Origin of the sequence: Amycolatopsis sp. NPDC051371, assembly GCF_040682155.1 — a bacterium.
Lineage (GTDB): Bacteria > Actinomycetota > Actinomycetes > Mycobacteriales > Pseudonocardiaceae > Amycolatopsis.
Genome location: NZ_JBFBAG010000027.1, coordinates 50738 through 72464, shown reverse-complemented (window position 1 = coordinate 72464; position 21727 = coordinate 50738). Strand labels below are relative to the sequence as shown.

15 protein-coding genes are annotated in these 21727 nt (G+C 67.3%); 10 read left to right on the top strand and 5 right to left on the bottom strand.

What is annotated here, in order from left to right:
• Positions 1-25: 25 nt before the first annotated feature.
• Complete coding sequence (locus AB0M59_RS29865) at positions 26-6883, bottom strand: polymorphic toxin-type HINT domain-containing protein (RefSeq protein WP_364621550.1); 6858 nt, start codon at positions 6881-6883, stop codon at positions 26-28.
• 54 nt (positions 6884-6937) lie between these two features.
• Complete coding sequence (locus tag AB0M59_RS29860) at positions 6938-11257, bottom strand: LamG domain-containing protein (RefSeq protein WP_364621548.1); 4320 nt, start codon at positions 11255-11257, stop codon at positions 6938-6940.
• 385 nt (positions 11258-11642) lie between these two features.
• On the opposite strand from AB0M59_RS29860, the gene AB0M59_RS29855 reads away from it, so the two are divergent.
• The 7 genes from AB0M59_RS29855 (at position 11643) to AB0M59_RS29825 (ending at position 16237) form a co-directional block, all read left to right on the top strand.
• Positions 11643-12074, top strand: coding sequence for a hypothetical protein (locus tag AB0M59_RS29855; protein ID WP_364621545.1), 432 nt, complete (start codon positions 11643-11645; stop codon positions 12072-12074).
• A gap of 582 nt (positions 12075-12656) precedes the next feature.
• The gene (locus AB0M59_RS29850; RefSeq protein ID WP_364621543.1) at positions 12657-13064 is read left to right on the top strand and encodes a hypothetical protein; all 408 of its coding nucleotides are present in this window, start codon (positions 12657-12659) and stop codon (positions 13062-13064) included.
• A 2-nt stretch (positions 13065-13066) separates the two neighbouring features.
• On the top strand, positions 13067-13504 hold the full coding sequence (locus tag AB0M59_RS29845; protein WP_364621541.1) for a hypothetical protein: 438 nt from the start codon (positions 13067-13069) through the stop codon (positions 13502-13504).
• 67 nt (positions 13505-13571) lie between these two features.
• The gene (locus AB0M59_RS29840) at positions 13572-14138 is read left to right on the top strand and encodes a DUF4192 family protein (protein WP_364621538.1); all 567 of its coding nucleotides are present in this window, start codon (positions 13572-13574) and stop codon (positions 14136-14138) included.
• Positions 14099-14791: a DUF4192 family protein gene (locus tag AB0M59_RS29835; RefSeq protein ID WP_364621535.1), complete on the top strand. Its 693-nt coding sequence runs from the start codon at positions 14099-14101 to the stop codon at positions 14789-14791. Before AB0M59_RS29840 ends, AB0M59_RS29835 begins: the two co-directional genes overlap by 40 nt.
• A 222-nt stretch (positions 14792-15013) precedes the next feature.
• Positions 15014-15517 carry a single-stranded DNA-binding protein gene (locus AB0M59_RS29830; protein ID WP_364621532.1) on the top strand — a complete coding sequence of 168 codons (504 nt, stop codon included), beginning with the start codon at positions 15014-15016 and terminating at the stop codon, positions 15515-15517.
• Positions 15518-15772: 255 nt separating this feature from the next.
• On the top strand, positions 15773-16237 hold the full coding sequence (locus tag AB0M59_RS29825; protein ID WP_364621529.1) for a hypothetical protein: 465 nt from the start codon (positions 15773-15775) through the stop codon (positions 16235-16237).
• 79 nt (positions 16238-16316) lie between these two features.
• Here AB0M59_RS29825 and AB0M59_RS29820 read toward each other — a convergent pair whose 3' ends face one another.
• Positions 16317-16937 carry a hypothetical protein gene (locus AB0M59_RS29820; protein WP_364621526.1) on the bottom strand — a complete coding sequence of 207 codons (621 nt, stop codon included), beginning with the start codon at positions 16935-16937 and terminating at the stop codon, positions 16317-16319.
• A gap of 849 nt (positions 16938-17786) precedes the next feature.
• On the opposite strand from AB0M59_RS29820, the gene AB0M59_RS29815 reads away from it, so the two are divergent.
• Together AB0M59_RS29815 and AB0M59_RS29810 are read left to right on the top strand one after the other, a co-directional pair.
• A complete protein-coding gene (locus AB0M59_RS29815; RefSeq protein ID WP_364621523.1) occupies positions 17787-19061 on the top strand; it encodes a hypothetical protein in 1275 nt (424 codons plus the stop codon).
• Between the two features lie 67 nt (positions 19062-19128).
• Entirely contained in the window at positions 19129-19455 is a 327-nt protein-coding gene (locus tag AB0M59_RS29810) for a hypothetical protein (RefSeq protein WP_364621520.1), read from the top strand.
• Positions 19456-20118: 663 nt separating this feature from the next.
• Here AB0M59_RS29810 and AB0M59_RS29805 read toward each other — a convergent pair.
• Both AB0M59_RS29805 and AB0M59_RS29800 read right to left on the bottom strand, forming a co-directional pair.
• The gene (locus tag AB0M59_RS29805; RefSeq protein ID WP_364621517.1) at positions 20119-20349 is read right to left on the bottom strand and encodes a hypothetical protein; all 231 of its coding nucleotides are present in this window, start codon (positions 20347-20349) and stop codon (positions 20119-20121) included.
• 39 nt (positions 20350-20388) lie between these two features.
• Entirely contained in the window at positions 20389-21036 is a 648-nt protein-coding gene (locus AB0M59_RS29800; RefSeq protein ID WP_364621515.1) for a hypothetical protein, read from the bottom strand.
• A 406-nt stretch (positions 21037-21442) separates the two neighbouring features.
• Between AB0M59_RS29800 and AB0M59_RS29795 the strand changes: the two genes are divergently transcribed.
• Entirely contained in the window at positions 21443-21583 is a 141-nt protein-coding gene (locus AB0M59_RS29795) for a hypothetical protein (RefSeq protein WP_364621513.1), read from the top strand.
• Positions 21584-21727: the final 144 nt, after the last annotated feature.

Below are 21727 nucleotides of genomic sequence, written 5' to 3'. Positions count from 1 at the left end.
TGATCTTCCCAATAGTTACCAGACATTACTTACATCCATATAGCCGTTGAAGCTTCGTCACGGTCGACTCGCCTGCACCGAAGGTGAAATGCGGGCCTTTTTCTTTGCCGCTCCAAACGTTGATATGAGCACCGCTCCTCTCGTCAAACTCTACCCGAAAACCAGTCTTACCATCCGCTGTCTGCATACCCACCGGCTGGCCAGCGATAGTGCCGAACTTTCCGATCGTCGGCCGCTCAGCCACGAACCCTCGCTCGTCAAGCCACGCCAATGCTTTGTTGATCGCCTGGTTGTAGTCGTCCTCACCATCGTTGTGAACCAAGACCGGCACGTTGCCCGCCATCACATAGTACGTGTGAACAGCGTCTACCGTGAGATTGTAGGTTCTGTTGCCCGCAGTGTATCGACGCAGACCCTGCACAGCGATCCGACCGCCACCCGGTGTGGACAGCTGGTCGCCCAAGCTGAGTTCAGTGGCGTCGGTCCAGGTGTGGTTCGTCGTGTCCCAGAATGGGTGATGGGCCGTCGTGACGATAGTCTGCGATCCAGTGGACGTCGCCACTGTCACGCCCACGAAGTCCCGGTCGTCGTCCGTGATGTGCAGCGCCGTCACGACATGATGCTCGGTCAAGCTGTCTTCGGGCTCGGCGTTCTTGACTTCGTCGCCAACCTTCACTTCGGCGATCGGCTTGCTGGTTCCGTCCGCCATGAGCACCGGTGTGTCACCAGAGAAACTGTTCCTAGGCGAACATGCAGCCAACGCTCCATCACCGCGCGCTGCGTCAGCCGCAATCTTGGCAGCGGTAGCCGCCGCGCCCAGATCCGCCAACGCGCTGGCGCCGACTCCGCCGGCGACGGCGCCGCCTGCCGAAACGGCTCCTTCGAGGCCCGCGATTATTCCGGCGGCTGCCTCGCCGCCAAGGCGGAACACAGCGCCCCACGGGATGAGCAGGGCCGCCACGGAGGCCGTCTCTTCGAGACTGGGTGGCGAATGATCACAGGCACGAACGTCGGGGTTCTCGAAACAGAACGCGGCTTCGAACTGATCAAAATCCGGTGGCCGCCGATCCGGAGGCTCCAGCGACCAGTTGGCGAACTTCGTTTCCCACATCGCCCGCCGCACCTTCGGCGAAACCAGGTGAGTGTCCTTCCCGACCCACGCCGGATATGACGGCGCCTTGATCCCGGCCGTGATCCAATTGCGAGCCACACCGGTGTTGTAACGATTCGCTCGGTCCCTATTCGCGGGGCTCATGGTGGTGATCGCGGCCGAGCCGATGTAGGCGGGCCGGCCGTCGATCTGCAGGACCATGCCCGTGGGGTCACTGAACGACACCGGGCTGTTGTTGCCGTAGCTGTAGGCGTTAAGCGCCTGCGGGTTGCTGGTGTCGAGCACCGGGTCCGCGGTCATGAACCGCCCGGTCAGCGGATCGTAGTCGCGAGCGCCGATGTGGGTGACGCCGGTGGTGTTCTGGTAGCCGCCGAGGAAGCCGTGCTTGTCCGGCCACGTCGACGCCGGTGTGCCGCGGTCAGCGCCGTAGGGGTCCTGCCAGCGCTTTCTCACCGTGAGGTTGGCCGCGTCCACCGTGGCATAGGTCGTGCCGTGATGATCGGTCAGCTTCCAACTCAGGCCACTGGAGCTGGTCCGGGTCGCGATGACCTGGCCGTTGTAGCTGTAGAAACGCGTGCCCGATGCGAAGAATCCGCCGGTCGGGACGAACAGTTCCATGTCGCCCATCGACAACGTCGTGCCGGACGGGTCCTTGGTGATGAGGAGTTTGCCGTCGGCGTCGTAGAGGTAGTTGCTGGCGGCGCCGTTCGCTTCCTGCGCCGTGGCGACGTGACCTTCGGCGTCGTAGGTGAACGTCTGCGCCGAGCCGGCCGGCCCTCGCGTTTCGGTGCTGCCGGTGTCGGTGTAGGTGTAATCGGTCTGGGCCGGTCCGCTGGCGCGGTCGGTGGTGACGGCCTTGACGGCGTGTGGCCTCTTGTCCCCGGCGGCCGGGTAGGTTGAGGTGCTGGTGACGTCGCCGGTCGTGGTGTGCTGGACCTGGGTCTTGCGGTTTCCGGTGTCGTCGAAGGTCCAGGACGTCCAGTAGGGCGCGGCACCGTCGATCGACGCCGCTGCCGACTGGGCCACGCAGTCGCCGGAGGCGGGGGTCCAGGCCTCGGTGAGCCGCTGCAGGTAGTCCTGCTGGAAGCACTGCGTGTCCGATTTGGCGTCGGGTGGGGTGTCGGCGATCTTGGTGATGTTGCCGATCGGGTTGTAGGTGTAGACGCGGTTGGCGATCCAGTAGCCGGTTTGGGTCGATCGTTGGGCCTGGACCGTGGCGAGCCGGTTAGTACCATTCTCGTAGGTGTTGGTGACCGAAACCTGATATGGGCTCGTGGGGTCGTTGAAGTCGGTGCGCAGGACCTGGCCGGTCTCGTTGTAGCTGGTGTTCGACACCATCTGCGAGCCCGTGCTGGAGGTCAGTGTCTTCACGGCGCCGCGGCTGTAGTAGTCGAAGGACAGTTGCTCGACGGCCAGACCACCGGCTTTGGGGCTGGTCACCGTGCTGACGGCGCCGGAATTCGGGTCGTAGGTGGTGGAGAAGCTGTAGGTGCCGGAGAGCCCCGTTTCACCGGCCGGGATGGTGACCTTGCTGCCGGTGGAGCGTCCCGCGGTGTCGTAACCCGTGGTTTCCTTGGTGTAGGCCTTGGTGCCGACGTAGCGGGTTGAGCTGGTGGGCTGACCGGGCAGCAACGTGTCGTAGGTCCAGCCGGCGATTTTGGTGCCGGTCGCGGCCGGGCCGTCGTATTCCGCGGTCTTGCGACCGAGGTTGTCGTAGGTGTAGCTGATCAGCCGGTTGCGGGCGTCGGTGCTGGTCAGCAGCCGGTCGTCGGCGTCGTAGATGTAGGCCGTCTTGCCGGTGTCGGGGTCGGTCGATCTGATCTTCCGGTCGTGCAGGTCGTAGTCGAACGACCAGACGTTCTTGCCGGTGGTGTCGGTGACCGTGGCTTGTTTTCCACTGCGGGTATAGGTGTAGGTCGTGGTGTCGGCCGGTGAGCCGGCGGCGGTCTTCGTCGGATCCTTGTACTGCAGGAGCTGGACGGTCTGCCCGAGCCCGTTGGTGATCGCCGTGGTGGCGGTGCCGCCGGCGGGTGGAATCATGGTTGTGCGGTCACCGTCGGGGATCGTCGTGGTGCGCCACTGTTCGACTCCGTTGAGCAGGTAGGCACTTGCTCGAGCACTGCCGGCGCTGTCGTACGTGGTCAGGGTGGTATTGGGGACGGATTCGTCGTTGGCGACATAGAGCGTCGCCGATGGCGCCGCACTGTTCCAGTAGGCATTGTGGGTCTTGTAGGCCCGGCCTTGCGAGTCGTAGTAGGTGTCGGTGATGTCCCGGCCCGGCCCGTCGTCAGCACGCGGGGCCTGGGTCTGGATGGCACGCCCGAGGCCGTCGTAGAGCGTGTACGAGGTCGTGTACTGACCGTTGGCGAGCAGTGTCTGGGCGGCCACATTGCTGATCCCGCCGGTGTTCTTCACGTCATAGGTGTATTTGACGTCCGCCGGGGCGTTCGCGGCTTTGCTGTGGCCGGGCTTCCACACCGAGACGATGCGGCCGAGCGCGTCCTGGTTCGCGTCAGTCCGCAGACCGCTGGCGTCCTTGCCTGCGATCGAGATGCCGGACACCGGGTCGAGGTACTTGGTCGAGGTGAATTTGGGCGCGTTCGCGGCCGTGGTGACCGGCGGTGTCGTGGTGTCGACCTGGGTCAGCGGTCCGCCGCTGGCCGGGGTGTAGGCGTTGGTGGTGGTCAGCCCGAGCGCGTCGGTCGCGCTCGTCGGCCGGCCGTAGTCGTCGTTGACCGTCGTCGTGGCCGGCACCGTCCATTTCTCGGTGCCGGTGTCGGGCCAGTCGTCGAGCGTGTCGGTCTGGGTGACGCTGCCCTTCGTGGGTGCGGCGCCGAATGCCTGGGTGTCGTAGTAGTTGCGGACGTCGCTGATGATGTTGCCGGATCCGGCCGGATTGGCCTTGGTGTCACAGGCGCCGGAAAGCTTCCGCACTTGGCTCGCGTAGCTGACCAGCCACGCCGCCGTGTTCTCCAGATACGTCGTGGTCATGCAGGTGGTTTGCTTCGGGTCGGTGGTGTCCCCTTCGGTTTGCACGGCGGTCGCGAGGCCGTACTTGCCGTAGGTGGTGTGGGTCCGTGAGATCCGCCAGGTCTTGGTGGTGTCGAGCCAGGTGCGAGTCCGGCTGGTGTCCGTGTCGACGTAGGCCGACGTGCGGCCGTCCGCGGCGGTGCCGGTGGGGTCCGACACCCACGGCTCGTTCAAGGTGCCGCCGATGATCACACCGTCGCGGTAGGTGACGGTCTCGCGGACGAAACCGGCGACCTCCTTGCGGTCGGTGTACGACTCCTGCCAGTTGTCACTGGTCACCGTCGCCCCCTCCATGCCGCGGAGGTAGTAGGTCTCGGTGACCACCGGCGGACCCGACGGGTCACCTGCCGCTGGGCCGACGCCGGTGGTGGTTTTGACGTCACCGTACCCGCGCCATTGCGACCAGGTGCGGTACTTCGGGTCGGTGAACGGGTCGTCGTCGTAGTGCCAGGCCGCGCCACCCAAATACTCGTAGCGGGTGACCGTGTTCTGTTGGGCGGTCGCGGTGACGAAGGGTTCGTCCACGACCAGCTTGACGCGGAACTTGTTGAAGTAGTCCAGGACGGGGTTGTCGGCGCCCGGCGGAGTCCAGTAGACCGGATAGCAGGACAGCTTGTTGTCCTTGAGGTCTGCCGGGTCGGGCATCGTGGCGCCGGGCACGCACTCGGGGTCGTCGTAAGTGATGCCCGTCAGGCCGCCCTGCGGGTTGGTAATGGCGTCGATGCGGTTACGCGTGAGCGCCGTGTACTGGCTCGAATTGACGCGGTTGGCCAACGCCAGCGGGTGGAATGTGGTCGCCGGCAGTGTCACGGACGGGCCGACGGTGTTCGGGCTCACGATCTTGCCGGTCTCGATGACCGAGTCCAGCCACAGCGCGGTCTTGTTCCCGTCGGTGGTGGCCGGGAAGGATTGCCCGAGGGTGAACTCCCGGACGGGTCTCCAACCGGTGCCGCCGTCGGAGACCTGGGTGGTGATCTTGGTGTAGCGCTTGCGGGAGAAGAAGCTCGGCGAGCCGTAAGTACAGACCGCGCCCTGGGCGCAGATCGTTTCCGAAGGCACGTCCGGCCACGACGTGGCGGTGCCGGAGTTCAGCTGGCCCGGATCACAGGTGATCGCGCCGCTCGGGAAGCACCGCTCCGCCGCGCCGAACACGACCTGCGCGGGTGCGTGGCCGAAGGTATCGCCGAACTTCGTGTTGAACCCGTATTCGATCTTCTGCAGGTACCCGCCACGCGTGTAGAGCGTGCCGGGGTTGTTCGCCGTGGACGCATTGCGGTTGAGCCCGTAGTAGTTCGTCTCCGGCTGGTAGTAGTAGGAGATCGCGTTGCCGTGCGGGTCGACGACGTAGTCGAGGTTCCAACGCCAGGCGCGGTTGCACCAGGACGCGGCGTAAGTTGCGGCGTTGCACGGCTCGTCGGTGTTGTTGCCGAACACCGGAACGGTCCACGTCGACTGGGTCTCCGCCTTGCCCGACCCCCAACCGGGCAGGTGGTTGAGGCCGAAAAAGTACTGGACGCCGTCGGGTGTGGTGACCTTCCAGTACTCGCCGAACTTGTCGCCGTTGGCGCCGCCGGTGAGGCGTTCGACGCGGGTGCCGTCGTCGTCCTTCGGGTGCCAGATCTTCTTGTCCTTATCGAAGACGAGGTCACCGTTGGCGCCGGAGAAGGAGATGGTGGCGTTGTCGCTGAACGAGCACAGATCGCCGGTCTTGGTCTGGTTGTTGTTACCGCCCAGGTCCTGACCGCAACTCTTGTAGCGGCGTTCGATGAACCCGGCGCCCGCCAGGCTCCAGCCGTCGCCGATGCCCGAGGCCTGGTTGTTGGTCGCCGAGGTGAGACCGTCGACCGCGCTCGAGGAATAGTTCAGGCTGACCGACGGGCCGGTCCCGCCGACGGCGGAGGGCGTGCTGATCGGGTAGGAGTAAGTGAAGTCCGCCGAAGAGCCACCGGCCTTCCAGGCACCGGACGGTTTGAGGTCGGTCGCGCTGAAGTCGCCGTCGCCGCCCTTGGTGTCGGCTTCCGCGGCGACGAGCATCTGCGTCGCCGTACCGGCCTGTGTGCTCGTCTGGGCGAGGGGAAGCGTGACGTCGGCGGTGACGTGCCGGGTTTTGCCGTTGTTGGCCGAGTTCAGCGGCGTGCCGATGTGGCACGCGGGCTTGTCCGGCGTCGTCAGCAGGCACGACGGGTATTCCACGAGGTGCAGGCGGCTGCCGAAGTCGCCGCCGTACGCGTCGCCGAATGAGCGGTAGTCGACGTCGATCGTCACCGGTCCCCCGGTGTCGCCGCGCACGGGCTCGGCCTTGACGAGCACACCCTTGATACCGGTCTTGGCCGTAGTGGCCTGATCGAGGGTGCTGATGCGGACCTTGCCCGCCGCGCGGCGGGCAACAGTCGTCCCCGTCGCATGTGACCGTGACAAAGCCACCGGCTGACCAGCCGATGCCTTCGCCGCTCCGTCGGCTGGCAGGTCGAGTTCAGCGGTGGCTGCGGCCGGCCAGGTGACCGGGGCTGGGCTGTACCTGCTTGGTGTGGGCAGCCCGGCCGGCGGTCGGAGGCCGCCGTCGACGCCGTCGACCGACTGCGCTTGCTGCAGCGGCGGGCGATCCCAGCCCAGTCCATGCCAGCCTCCGGCCCCCGCCGCCTGCGCGACCGACTGACTCGAGCCGAACAGCACCACCGCGATACCGAAGGCGACCAGCCGTCTGCTGCGGTTGGTCCGGAACAGCCCACGTCTGCTCGTCATAGCCGACCCATCCCCTGTTGCACGCGGCGCAGGAGCGCCGAAACCGAATTTGAGCTAGTGGAAGACGCCGAAGAGGCTGCCGGGGTCATCCAGGATCCTGTCCCGCCGGATCCCCGCCGAGTCCAGCACGCCGTTGTAGACGCGGACGCCGGCGAGACCGCCGTACCAGACATCACTGCGCTGCCCCGTCCATACCCCGTGCCCGAGCAGGAGTGGGAGGTTTGAGTCCCGGGCAACAACGCCACCACCGTCGGGAGCGTTGACGAACGAACTCTGCTTGGTCCCGTTGACGTACAACGCCATGTAGCCCGTCGCGGCGTCGTAAGTGGCAACCAGGTGTGTCCAGGTGTTGTCCGCGGCGTCGGCGTCGCTGAGGGCGAACCTGCCGTCGGCGCCCGACGTCGCATAAGGCGCGATCAGCAAGCTCCACCTGCCATGAAGGGTTCCTGCAGCATCAGCCCACGGCCGATAGCCGAACAGCAACGGCGAATACTGAGCGTCGGAGGCACCCACGACCGCGCGCGGCGACGGGTCGATCGGTCCGTCGGCGGCCGCGTCCGCCGCGGTCCAGCTGTGCTTGACCCATGCCTCGACGGTGAACGACTTGTCGGTCCGCAGGTTGGCCGGCCGCGGTGTCGCGACCTCGCCGCCGTTGATCGAGAACTGCGCCGCACACGCTGCCGGATTGCCGGCGCCGTCGGCCTCTGTGCCGAGCGAGACCGCGCCGGTCGCAGTGGCTTCGGTCTGGGTGACCGAGTCGTAGTAGGCGAACGGCTTCATCGCGGCGATCTGGTCGGCGGCGAGAGCCTGGTCCCACACCTGACCCTGATCGATGATCCCCTTGAAGAGGTTGCGAGCTCCTTGCTCTCCACCGAGGTAGAGCGGCCCGTTCGCGGTCCGAGCCTGCGCGAGGCTCGAGTCGGCCTGGTGACGGCCGTCGACGTAGAGGCTCAGCCGCATCGTCGCCTGGTCGAACAAGCCGGTGAGCAACGTCCAGGTGCCGATCTGCGGGCTGGTCGTACCGACAGCCCAGCTCGTGGCGGCTGCGGCGTCGTCGGCCGGATTCATGCCGAAGGCCCACCGGTTCAGACTCTTGTCATAGCGCAGCACGAGCGCCTGCGCGTTGGCCCCCGCCTGGGAGAAGACGGTGTAGCCGGCGTTGAGGTCAGCGGGATTGACCCAGGCCGACACGGTGAACGACGAGGCGGTGTCGATCACCGGTCTCGTCGTGGCGCCGTACCCGGTGACTCCGTCCAGCTGGAGGCCTCCGCCGCTGCGCCCGGGAACCCACGCGTAGCCACCGGTCAGTGTGATGTCGTTGCCGTGCTGGGTGGCGTCCTTGGCCACGGTGCCGCTGCTTTCACCGAGTGACCAGCCCGCCTGCAGCGACGGAACGCGCGAGGTTGCCGACGTCAGCTCCGGGCCGCAGCCTTCGGCCAGCCTGTACGCGGCCAGCGGCACCACCGTATTAGCCAGATCATGCGCTTCTGCCGCCGAGAGGGTCCGCTGCCAGGCTTGGACGTCATCGACTGAGCCGCGGACGTAGTCGACACGGACACCGCTGCTCTTGCCGGCGCCGATGACGAACGCACCGGCTGCGGCCCACGGGCGCGCCACGGCCGTCTTCTGCTTCACGCCGTCGACGTACAGAGACGCCACATTTGTGGACGCGTCGTACGTCGCGACGAGGTGTGTCCAGACGCCGGTCTTGGCCGGGCTGGTGGACTGGAGCTTGACCTCACTGGGTGCCGCTTGGTCTGCGGCGGTCACGCGGAACATCCAGGAGTTGGTGTCCTTGTTGTACTGCAGCATGTACGGGCTGGACTGCGTGCCGTCCTGCGCGACGATCGTCTGGCTGTGAACGGTGTCGGTTAGCTTCGCCCAAGCCGCCACGGTGAAGGATTTCGTGGGGTCGAGTACGCGATCCGCGGTCTGGGCGTAACCGCTGGAGCCGTCCAGGCCGATCGCGCCCTTCAGGCCGTCGCTGTAGCCATTGGTGTCGGGATGGGTCCAGGTGTTGCCGTGGTCATAGCCGGATTGCCGGGTCACGCCACCGGCCAGAGTCGCCGGATGTGCGGCGAGTCCTGCGTTGCCCGGTGTCTCCGTGGCGGTGTCGCCAAGCATGGTCCCTGATGGCTCGTCAACTGCCCAGGCGGCGGCCAGGCCCTTTTCCGGGGTGAGCGGCTGTACGTGGTACGAGCACGACGGCCCGTCCAGGGCCGGGTTGGACCCGGCGATCACCACACAGGTCGCGTTGGGGCTGGGCATACCGGCCTTGTTGACCGACTTGACCTTGATCAGGTTCTGGTTGCCGTTGATCGCGACTGTCGCCAAGCTCGCCGTGGCGACCATCTTGCCGTTGGCGTCCGTTCCCTGAACCGCCGGTGCAGTCGGTGAGCCCTGCGGCTGCGGCTCCGAGCCGTCGGTGGTGTAGATGAAGTGGTCAATGTCGTACAGCCCGTCGGTGGCCATGTAGGTCCACACGCTGAAGTTGGCCGGGTCACCTTGGACTTTGGGGTCGGTCCAGGAGACCATGGCGAGGTTCGGCGGCAGCGGAACCTTGGTGTCCACGGTGAACTCGCAGTTGCCGACCCAGTTCGACCACAGCTCACCGTCGTAAGCCTGCATCGACCAGTTGTAGATCCCGTCCTCGTTGATCCATCCGGCCGGGACTGCGGCCAGCTGCGCCGTCCCTTGCTGGTTCGGCCCCGCCGTGCCCACCGGCACCAGGTTGGCGCCGTTGTCGTGGGTGTAGACGTTGTGACCGAGCGCGCCGTAGGCGAGCGCGAACTTGCCGTAGACGGTGCCACCGTCCGGGTCGGACACCCGGCCGGCGATCTGCGGCGTCTTCGTATACACCCAGGGTCGGTTCGGTCCCGAGGTGCACGGCAGCTGGCCGTTCTGCATCGACAGGTTCGCCGGCGGGTTCGGGTAGGAGTCGTAGTTCACCGCGAAGTACGGGTTCAGGTCGAACCGCCGCCACGCCGCCATGCCATCGCCGTCGTTGGCCGCAGCGAGCGCGAACCACGTGTTCTGCCAGTGATTCGCCGCCGCGTCCTTTGCCGCTCTCGTCGCGTCGAACACCCCGGCCACGTTCGGCGCGTCGTGGCAGTTCGCGGTGTTCATCGTCGACACCTGATAGACCCAACCTGGTTGCGCCGACCACCTGGTGTCGGAGTTGGCCGGGTTCGACAACCACAACCCGGTCGCTGCCGGAGAGCAACTGGCGCTGTGCTGGATCGTGGTGTTCAGCGTGGCGCTGTGCACCACCGTGCCGCCGAGCCGCGCGGAATTCATCTGGATGTAGGACCGTGACGTCCCGGCACTGTCGTAGTTCTCGTAACCGGCCTTGAGATTCGACAAGTCCCCGATCGTGGCGTTCCAGTTCCTCGCCTCCGGATAACCGGACTGGACCACCACGTGCGCCTGAATCCCGCACGAGTCACACCAATAGCCCGGGTCCAGCGACACGGGGTACCGGGTCGCGGGGTCGGCGAGGAACGCCTGGTCCGGTGTGATCGTCACCTTGTCTTGCGTGAGGGCGACGTCCATAACCGCCTCACGTCGGCCGCCTCCCTCACCCACCTGCTGTTCGGCGAGAGTGCCGGTCCCGGAGGAGTCCCACATCCGCGACGCATCACCGGAGAACACAACTCCGCCGGACGTGTCCTTGACTTCGAGCCCGTCGGTCGGGGTGGCTTGAGCAGGTGTGCCGCGGCCCTCGCCTTCTGCGACCGAGACCGTGGTGTTGCGGGTGTGGAGGCCGAACGGGATCTCCCGCAGCTTCGGGTTCTTCGCCGCCTCCGGCGTCTTGATGACCAAATTCTCCGTGAAGCCCTCGGGCACGGTCTTCACCGTCAAGTCGACGCCGGGAAGCACTTCCCTGTAGGTGGCCGTGTCGCCGTCCAGCGCAGGTGCCGGCAGGTCACTGGTCCACTTCAGACCGACTTCCTTGCCGTCCTGGCCGGCCTGCACGATGGGCGTGGCCGCCGAGCCGGCGCCACCTGGATTGAGTTTGACGTCGACCGCGACGGCCTTCGGACCGATCGACCCGTCTGCCTGGTGCGCCAAGGCCGTGTCAACCGGTGTCCACGCCCCGGCCTGCTTGACCCGGACCGGGTGGACGTACTGCGTCATGGTCCACGAGCCATCCGGGTTGGCTGTGGTCTGCGAAGTCTCGGTCGTCTCCGACGTCACCTCGACCGGCTTGTTCCCCTCACGGGCGTACACCGCAGCGGTCACCTCGTCCGGAGCCGAGTCCGGAACAACCACAGGCGGCGTATCGGCATAAGCCGGCGCAACCGTCACAACGGTCCCGAAACCGATTGTGGCGCAGAGCAAAAGAGCGCGCCAACGCGCACCACGAGAACGCACGAGATCCCCCTCGTCAAGAGCAACCAGCACACAGCCGGGCCCCCGACGAACCCGTGATCACCCTGACTGATCGGACCGCCCATGGGAATAGACCAAGAGGGGTATTTACCGCACAACCACTAGTTACCTAAGTAACTCTGAAGGCCGCCAGAAATGTCATTTGCAACAAAACAGACATTCCACCCGTCGTTTACACCCGGTGACGCATATCAGAAAGAAAATTTCCATCCATAGCGTCCACGGTCGGCTTCTCGGCCTGCGAAGTAGCCGCCGACGCCCGCCTGGATTTACCGAATACACAGTGCAATCGGGCACAGTGACCCGCGGTTCCGTAACACCACGCGTCGCGATGGCGATGCCGCCAGGACCGAAGGAGCAATTGTCCATGACCGAGCAGGACGCCGAACTGCCGCAGACTGCGGCCGCGGCCGCGTCGCCCCGCCGAAACCGGACCCTGCTGTACGTTGCTGTCGCTGCAGCCGTCCTCATTGTCTCCGCCGGCATCATCCTGTTCGTCCAGCTCCCCGCCGCCCCGCCACCGGTCGACTACCATGTCGCCGTCACTGGCAACGTCAGCGCCTCCTGGGTTTCCGACGACAGCGACGGCAAGCTCGACCTTGCAAACGGCGGCAACTCCGAGAAGATCCGGGCCGGCTCGCTCAAGCTCACTGTTCAGTCGACCATGCCGAGTGGCGCCAGCTGCACCATCGTCGACCCGAACGGCAACGTCATCGACACCCAGATGGCGTTCCCCGCCCGCGGCACCAGCGGCACGGACGCGTCGACCACCGTCACCTGCAGCACCAAGAAGCCCTGACCAGCAGCTTCCCCTCCAACAAGTTCTTCGCGTCATGGGCAAAGAAGCAGTTGTAGGCGAGGGCAGGCGCTTTGCATCAGCGGGCCACGCCCGGGCACACCTCGGCCAATCCGACCACCGTCACAAAATCGGAGTCGGTCATCGTCGTCGCCACCTGGGCGCGGACGCGCTCGCTACCACCAAAGGCGTGGCGCGCCATCCTCCAGCTCTGTCTTGCGCAAACCATGCACGTAACGCGGGCCTGGATACTCGCCACGTCCGCAGACGTAACGTCACTCTCCTCCAGGACCGCATCGTCCTGATGAAGCGACGCCAGCCGAGGTTGTCACCTTGTGCGCCGGACCCCACCGGGTACTAGAAAGGCGAATGGGCTTCGCCTGCGGTCACCAGCCGAAGGACCACTTAGTCCGACACCGTGACCGAACTCCCATCCGGTCGGTGCGGAAGCCCGCCATCAAGAAAGCACACCCAGGCCCTCGGGCGCTGGTTTCTCCCGGTCTGTCGCGTGCGCTGAGGGGCGCCCCAGGACCGCGGGTGTGCTCCGGGGAGGGCGGTTCACCCGCACCCGACACGGAGGTTCCCGTGACCACATCCACCGTCCACATCGAACCCGGTGGCCTCGGCGAGTCCGCGTACGACCGCGCGTGCCAGTTGATCGAAACCGAACTCGGCGGCCGCCGCATCACACCGGAACCCGAGAACTGGACCGAGCAGCAGGACCGGACCCGACGGCACAAGACCGCGCTCATCACCGCGGTGTCCAAGAAGTGCCTCGTGGACGGTGTCGTCGACGCGTGCCGGCTCGTCGAGGCCGTCTACCCCTGCCTTGACGCCGACGGGCTCTGCACCGACACCGCCGTCACCGCCGCCTGGAACATCATCGCACCCGAAGCCCACACTTGGCCCAAGCAGCGCCAAGCCGAGAGCCGTCGCTTCACCGGCGAATGCCTGGCCCGCGCGATCACCGAAGCGAACACGGGGGTGGCCTGACCATGTCCGAAGACCGAATGTGGCTCACCCCCTACGACTGGAGCCGCTCCTACCTGCTGCCCGAATCGGTGACCTGCAACATCCCGCACCGCGGCAGCATCGACGGCTACGGCGCCTGGAACACCGCCCGCGGCGTCCTCGTCGAGCTGTGCCGGACACTGCCCGCAACGCCGGTCTCGCTGCTCTACGACGAGCCGGTGCAGCGCCGCGACCGCACGCGGGTCGCGATCCGGATCACCGCCCGCGCACGTCGCACCGACGGGCAGGACGTGATCGTCATCTACCGCAGCGAACGCGGCCACGCCACACCACGGCCGGAGTTCTGGAGCATCGCGGTCAACGGGTTCATCCCCGCCTCCGGCCACGGTGCCCGCCGGCCGTCACCGCCCTGGATCGCCCACACCGCCCACCAGACGTTGCGCGCCGAACTTGGCCGCTGACCTTCGTCGTCTCTCCGGTTCCCCGCCGTACGCCACCGTATCCCGTTGTCTGAGAGGACTTCCTGCGATGACCCTCACCATCGACGGCACCGGCTACATGCTCGCCGGCCTGCCCGCCATCATCGGATTCGTCCCGCGCCACTCCCTGGTGCTGCTCTCCACCCTCCACCGCAGCAACACCTTGTGCACGGTCGGGCCGATGATCCGCGCCGACCTCGGCTACGTCGTCACCGACCCCGGCCAGTACGTCGACGCGTTCGCCCGCCAGGTCGACGACCTGCCCGTCCAGAGCGTCCTCGCAGCCGTGATCCGCCCCCTTAACGAGCCCGCCGACGACACCGACCTGCCGCGGCGCGACACCGCCGACACCATCGCCACGTCACTGACCGGCCACGGCCTCACCGACATCGACGTCGTCCACGTCCCAGACATCGCCCCCGGTGCCCGGTGGCGCTCCTACCGCACCCCTGGGCGCCACGGCGCACTGCCAGACCCGGCCACCACCGTGTTCGCCGCTGCCGCCGCGGCCGAAGGGCGGGTCGTGGCGGACCGCCGCCAGGACCTGGTCGCCGCTTCAGTCCCGGCCCCGAGCATGTGCGCGAACGCCTGCAGCACCCGATCAACTCCGCTCTGACCGACACCGGCATCGACCTGAACCGGCCCGCTGTCGCACTCGCGCGTCTCGACCGGGCCGACACCGCCATCCGCGCGGCGAGCGAAGGCACGCTGCCGACCGACGAGGAAGCGATAGCCGATCTGGTCGCGACCTTCGCTACCACACCGTTCTTCGACGTCCTCATCACCGTCGAGGACGACCGTCTCCACCTCGGCGCCGAGTACCTGGCCACACACCTATGGCGCCACGCCTGCGACCCGATCGCCAGCCGACTCGCCACCCTCATCGCGATCCACGCCTACCAGCGCGGCGACGGCACCACCGCCCGCATCGCTCGAAACCGCCGATCTCCAACAGCGGCTACCCCGAATGCTCCTCCAGATGCTCGACCAGGGTGTCGCGCCGACCAAGTTCCGCACGCTGCTCCAGCAGACGAGCCGCGACACCCGCCGCGCGTTGCGCGGTACTCAGGCCACCGACAGGTGCTGACGCCCCGCCTCGCTCCGGCCGGTGCCGAGATCGGAGTCGGCACCACTCGTGATGGTGAGATCAGGCGTCGCTCCGGGCCGGTATTGGCGTTCGGGTTCACCAGTGAACGCGGGCGACGTGCAGGCTGTCTCGCCAGCGGTAGCCTCGCCCGGCTCGCTGGGACGTGGATCGCCCGAAGGTAAGCACACCCCGACCGGGGGCCAGTGCGCCCCCGAAGCCCGGCCCGATCCGCCCGGGTGAACCAGCCCCCTCACCTCCCGAACTCCGATGCCAGTCGAGCTGCCCGCTGGTTCACGCCGGGCGGATGAGCCAGGGCCGGGGACGTCGCCTCACGGCGACCCCCGGCCGCCGCGTGCTCAGGCTGCGCCGCGTTCCACACCCCAACAAGCCCAAGGGAGGCCACCATGGCCGGCGACACCACCATCACCATCATCGGCAACCTCACCTCCGACCCGGAACTGCGCTTCACCCCGGCCGGTGCGGCGGTCGCGAACTTCACCGTCGCCTCCACCCCGCGCACCTTCAACCGCGCCACCAGTGAATGGGCGGACGGCGAGGCACTGTTCATGCGGTGCACCATCTGGAAGCAGGCGGCGGAGAACGTCGCCGAGTCCCTGACCCGCGGCGCACGCGTCGTCATCCAGGGCCGCCTCAAGCAGCGCTCGTTCCAGACCAAGGAGGGCGAGAAGCGCACCGTCGTCGAGCTGGACGTCGACGAGATCGGCCCGTCGCTGCGCTACGCCACTGCAACGGTCACCAAGAACGCGAAGAACGCTCCCTCGACGGGGAACCCGGACCTGGTCACCAGCACGCCGGCGCCCCCGGCTGGCGACCCGTGGGGTCCGGCCGCCGAACGGGACCTGGTCGGTGCCAACGCCGGCGGGTTCAGCGACGAGCCGCCCTTCTGATGAAGCCCGGTGTCCGGCCGGTCTTCCCCGCCGGCCGGGCACCACCCCGGAAGGCCGGGGCCAGCCCGACGGCTGGCCCCGGCCTTTCTCATGCCACAGCGCCACGTCCCGGAGGCCACGATGCCCACCAACCACAACACCCGGCCGTCCACCCCCTCGAACGCACGGCCACCGACCGGCGTCGCGCGAAAGCGAACGCGTTCCCTGGCCCGGAAATCACCCCTTGGGGTAGCGGAATCGCTTTACGCTCGAAGCATGAGCATCCGTTACGGCGTCACGATCCCCGGGCTCGTCCTCGCCGGAGGCACCGGCGTCTACCTCGGCATCCAGCCTCTCGGCTACATCGGACTCATCATCACGCCCTTCACCGACCCTGCCGGCCTGCTCGCCCTCCCCGGCGCGCTGATCTTCGGTGCGCTCCTCGGGTGCGTCGTCGCCCACCTCAGCCGAAACCGGATCAAGCCCAAACTCGACCGAGCCAAGCGCTACCGAATCGCCGCCATCCTCGGCGCCGCCACGCTGCCCGGCTACGTCTTCGTCGCTCACTTCCCCGGCGCCGACGGCGACGAAGCCGGGAACCGATGGCCCGTCGGCTTCGCGATCTGCTGCGGCGTCGCCACCATGGTCGTGTACTACCGACGGCGCAAGCGCCTCACTCTCGCCCGCCACGCCCGACGCCTCGCCGAGCAGCACGCCGACCGGCAACCGGTGACGCGCTGAACCTCCGACAACGACCAAAGGGGCGGGGGCACCTCTCGGTGTCCCCGCCCCTTGTCTTCTACCTCGCACGACATTCTGATCAGTCGGCCGGAACATACACCTCGTCGTAGGGCTCCGACCGGCGCACGGGCTCGTCCACCGAAGTCTGAGCTGCCGGATCGTCTGTCCTCGCAGTGGCGTCGTCGCTAGCCGCCGCCTCACCGACCGCGCCGCCGTCGCTCGGCACCGACGTCGTCGTCACCGCAGCCGCCGCGCTGCGCGACAGGGCAGTGACCGCCTTCGCCGAGATCCCCAGCAGCGCCGCCGTCTCCGCCGCGCCGACCCCCGCCTCGCGGATCTGCGCCACCGACGCCGCCATCACCGAGCGCCACTCGCCGATCTCCATCTCCGCGTCAGCGCGGACCTGCTCGACAGACCGATCGAACTCCGCGACCTTCGCCACCCGCTGCCGCGCCAGCTCCGCCAGCTTCCGCTCCAGCTGTGCACCCAGCGCGGCGACCCGATCCTCGCGCCGGCGCTCCACCGCCTCGATCGCCGTTGCCGCCTCCGCGAACGGGCCGAGCGCCGCGTCTACGCGTGCCTCGTTCTCGCGCTCGCGTTCCAGCTGCTCCGCACGGCGTTGCCGCGCGGCCTCCAGCCGCTCCAGCGTCGCCGACGACCGGCGCTTCCGCCCAGAGCCCTTTGTTTGACGTTCAACCATGACGCACCTCCCGCGCGGGGAGGGCAGCGTTAACACCGCTAGCCTACCCGCCGCCCGCACGATGACCCGCACATCGACGGCGCGACGGTCACGCCGCAGACGCGTTGACCGCGTCCGCGATGCCGCCGACTCGGCGAGGAAATGTAGCGCGGTACCGCCGCAGTAGCCCCGAAGGGCCACGCCACCGAAGTGGCGAGCGGCAAAACTCGCGGCGGCCCGCTGACGCTCCGCCACAGGGACAAGTAGACCCACGGAGCGCTGCCAGCAGGCTACCTGCAGGTCAACATGGTCCGGCTCGTGGGCCCAGCTTGCCGTTTCAGCTGGTCAGACGCTGACTCTCGGAGCCCTAGTGACCGTGGGCGCCTTCAGCTGTTCTGGTTGCGTCCGCGGGTGGTGGGTGGCCCCGAAATTGTATCGGTCGCTCCCCCAAATACAAGGGCACCCCAAACTACTTTTGACCGAAAAGCGTGGTCAAAAGTAGTTCGAGGCCCCACCCTTGCATTCGGGGCCCCTACTCCCTGGGTCAGGCATTAAGGGCAGGCCGGGGGCCTGCCCTGGTTGCTTCGGGGCCACCCACCACCCGCTCAGCACCTGGTCACGTTCACCGCGCCGACCTGCGGAACCAGGCAGACCCCAGGGCAGCCCTCAGCACGACGAAATCCACCTGAATAGACAATTCCATCAAATCAGATCCGACAAAATTACTGACATCTGAAATTGCCGGAAATCGCCGCCGAATCGCGGCATTTCAAGTGGAATAGCGCAAGACGACGCGGTAACATAGAAACCGCAAGATGATCGGGACGGCAAACCCGAGAGCCTCACATCGACAAGTATGGATCAATTATCATGGTTTCGACCATTCACCGTAAGTATCGCCCGAGCGTCGACCGCGCCGTTCAGGCGTTGCAGGCACAGCCGCCGCGCGTGCGGACCGCGCTCACCGAGCTTCGGAACGTCTTCACCGACAGCGGGGAGAACCCGCCCGCGATCCTCGCCGCGTGCGCCACGCTGCTCAACACCGACGCCGCGATCAGCGGTGACGTCCTCGCCGCCGTGCGCAACGCGCACGCCGAGTGGGACAGCTACGGCGAACGTGAGCGCGAGCTGTTCAACCGGTGCGTCTACAGCAGCCAGACCCGCCGCGCGGTCGCCGTGTCTGAGGTCAACGACGTCACAGTGATGCTGCGGGAACAGCCGCCGCGTATCCCCGACGCGCTCAACGGATTGCGGTGGCTCAACGCCGCCACCGGCGGCACCCAGCAGCACGCGTTCACCACGTGCGCCACGCTGCTCAAGAACCCCAGCGCCACCCACCCCGCCATCGTCGAAGCCATCCAAACCGCCCACACACTGTGGCCCAGTCTCGCCGAAGACATGCGCACGCTGGTGATGGCGTGCGTGTACGCCAGCAAGGCCCGCGCCGAGCACGCCCGCCGCCGCACCGCCGCGCGGCAGCAGGCCACCACCGCCGAAGCAGCCGAGCCGCACCAGTGCGGAAGTTGTGACGGCAACCTCGCCGATACCCCGGAACTCCCGTACTGCTCCGATGCCTGCCGCCGGGAAGCCGAGTCGGCGCAGCGCCCGATGCCGGGCGAGCACACCGCCACCAGGGAACCGGCCCAGTCTGCCACCGCGCCCGAGGTGACCGAGCCCGCCGCCGAGGCAAAGCCGACGACCACGGCCACACACGAGAGCACGACAAAGGCCGGGCACGAGTCGATTGAGCAGAAGGCCGCCCGCCGCTACGTCGTCGGCGAAGTCGAAGCCGAGTACGACGAGCAGTGGCGGCAGATTCAGCAGGCAATCCCGACCGCCGGGTTCGTCCGCAAGGACGAGCGCGGGGTGGACCTCTACGAGCAGGAGCGGCAGCGTCACGCCGACCTGGACCACAGCAGCGACGCAGCCAGCGACATGACCGGCTACGCCCTGTCCGATGAGGACTATGAGCGGCTTGCCCTGCTCCCGGTCGCGCCGGGCGGGTTGTGCGCGGCGTGCAACCTCGAACGCACACCGACCGAGCAGCGCGCCCAGACCGACGACCGGTGCGAGATGTGCCGAGACCGCGACATGCCGCCGCTGCTCACGTTCGCGCCGGTCCGCGCACTCGCCGCCGTCGCCTAATCACTCTCGCCAGCGGGGGCACCCGAACCCGGGTGCCCCCGCCCCACCCGATCCAGGAGCCGCCACCGTGCGCACCTTCCACGACATCCTTGCCGACATCGAGCGCGAGCTAGCCGCCGCTGACATCGACCAGCAGCTAGCCGCCGCCGACACCATCCCGACCGACGCACCCGCACCGGTCGCCGCGTACCTCCGAGCACTCCTCAACCGCCACGCCCGATGGGCGACCGGGCAAGACGGCACCGTAACCGAGGACATTCCCGCCGACGCGATCCGGCCCGAGCTGCACCCCCTCCACCACGCCACCCAGCCCAGCACCGGACGCGGAGAACGCAACGGCATTCCGTGCCACGTCGGATGCGGACACATCGATTGCGACGATCGCCCGTTCTAGACAAGTAGCAACTCCACGCGACGCGGCCGCCGGTCACCGACCGGCGGCCGCTTTGCCATGCCCACAGCCCCGAAAACCGCGCAGGCGCCGGCAGACGGCGCCCGGGGCGCCTTAGTGCAGGCGCCGGCGCTCGACCCGAAATTTCGCTCACCCCAACCACGCCCCACCAACCCCAACCCCAACCCCGCCTACCGCACCCCGCCCACCACCACACCCCAGCCCCACACCACCCGACCGCCCACTCACCCCGCCCACCACGCCACCGCCACCACCTCACCCAACCCGCCCCTACCCCGCACACAGCACGTCTTGCAGACGTTCTGAAACCAGGTCGAATCGCATCTGATGCGAACACGCGCCGCGCGGCACGCGGCGGTAAAGCGGCGTTCGTGGAGCCCGCAGAAGGAGGCATCGACACAGCCTTCGGATCCGAGCGTAGTGCAGGCCAGGACGGCGGAGCGCAACGCCGCGCCGCGATCGCGGCGCGCGCCACGACCAGCTCTGATCGCATCAGATGCGAGATCATCGCACCGAATGCGACCAGACAAAGGCGGTTTTCGTGGGGCCGGACGATCGGTTGGCGAGCTCGGCCAGCCGGGTCGGGTCTACTTCCTTCGGCCTGATCCCGGTGGTGCCCGTCCGGTCGCGGGACCGGACGGGCACTCACTCCGTGATCGGAGGAACCAGCCGGGTCATTTCTCCGCTGGGTTCCCGCAGGTAGACCTCGGTCGTTCGGGCGAGTGCCCATCGCACGACGTCGCGGAAACTGTCGCCGTCGAACCACTCGAGATGCTCGGCGGTCGTGGTCTCCGCCCACGCCGCCGACCACGAGCGGCGCCCGGCCGGCGGGATGAGGATGACGCACCCCGCTTCCGGGCGCTCCGAGTCGGCCACCCCGGCAGTGTACCCGCGCCCGCGCCCGTCAGGCCGGAGTCAGGACAGCGGGTCGGCAGGCAGATCCGACGGTTGCGCGGTCCGGAAGCGGTAGAGGGGATCGGTGTCCGGGTCGAGGCTGTAGGCCACCGGGCTCTTCATCGTGACCGGCCAGCTGACGCCCGGGCTGTCTGCCTGCCCGAAGCTGACCTGGATGACCTCGGACTTGCAGGCGGGGTCGCCGGAGTAGAAGTTGTACCCTGACGGGTCCCAGCTCATGGTGACGTCCGGCGGCACGAACCCCACGTAGTAGGGGCTGTAGGAACCGGACAGGGTGCTGCCGACCTGCCCTCCGCACGCGTCGATGTTCCAGCCCTCGAAACTGACGCTCTCGGTGTACATGGTGGCGCTGAAGGTGACCGGGTTGGCCCGGAAATTGCTGCCGGTCACGGTCCAGTCGATGCCGTAGGAGACCTGCCCGATGATGTGGTCGGCGCTGCCGAAGTAGCTCCACATGTCGAAGTAGGCGGAGAAGTCGTCGACGACGTACCAGCACGCCGAACCGGTGCCGGGAGGCGCGGGATAGCAGGAGGAGTCCCGGAAAGCCTGCGCGGCCGGCCCCGTCGGTGCCGACGTTGCTCGCGCCGGTGCACCCGCCCCGTCCACGTTCGGGCAGACCCACTGTCCCGTGCGCTGCGCAAGGGGCAACGAGCAGGTGGAACTCCACACCACACCCGGTTGCGTTTCCGCGACGCTGACATCCCGTGACTGACTGCCGGCTTGGGCGATTCCCGTCCACGAGGCCGTCGCCGCCGCCACAGTGAGGAAAAGGGTAAGCAGTCTTCGACGTGCCGTGATCCTGGCCATGTGCTTGCTGCCTCCGAGATCGTTGGTCGCGCGGAAGGCATAACGACTTGACCGCCTTGTCAGCGGTTCGAGAATGCGTCGATGTCCCCCATAGAACAGACAGAGCCTATTGGCGGTGGTGCGGGACCGTCAATCCGCTACGCGGGTGGTTGCGGTTCCCGTGACAACCCGGCGCGGCGGTGCACGTCCTACCTTCGTGCTCGAAAAGACATCGCGCCCAGGCACCGGGGTGGGCACCGCGCTCGGTATGACCGTTCTCCTGACGCCCGTGCACACCGCGGTGGCGTACGGGTTCGTGTTAGCCATGGAGTCGTACGACAACAGCGGTTCGGGCGGGCCGTTCCGGAGTTGCACCGCGGACTCGATCAGCTGCGGTGGCCCGGACTAGCGGTTGATGATCTTCTGTTCCCTGGTGTTCCGAGCCAGCAGAATCCAGCACCCGCGCCAACTTCCGCATCGGCGAACACGCGCCGATCAAATACGCGTCGTTACCAGTAACCAGGTGGGCGCCGCCGGATTCTCGGCGTAGTCT